Here is a 249-nt window from a genome sequence, read left to right as displayed (position 1 = left end):
GCAGGGCCATGCGGACCTGCTCCCAGTCGGTGCCCGTCAGCGACCCAGTGGTCCAGGAGATGGCCGACTGGACGACGCCGATGTCGTCGGCGAAGAAGAACAGCGCCGTCTGGAGGCTGCTGAACACGGTCCCGACGATGACCCCCGCGAGCACGAGCCGGACGGGCGAGGTGCCGTTCTTCCACGCGATGGCGTAGACGACGAGGAACGCGACCGCGCCGCCGACCGAGGCGATGAGCGGGAGGAACG

General features: G+C 69.5%; 1 protein-coding gene. It reads right to left on the bottom strand.

Translation table 11 applies throughout. The annotated features are described in order from the left end of the window. A partial coding sequence (locus EXE45_RS18965) for an iron chelate uptake ABC transporter family permease subunit (RefSeq protein ID WP_158294367.1) occupies positions 1-249 on the bottom strand: 249 nt, incomplete at both ends.

The organism is Halorubrum sp. SP9 (assembly GCF_005435015.1).
Taxonomy (GTDB): domain Archaea; phylum Halobacteriota; class Halobacteria; order Halobacteriales; family Haloferacaceae; genus Halorubrum; species Halorubrum sodomense.
This window is presented reverse-complemented; position numbering and strand designations above follow the sequence as displayed.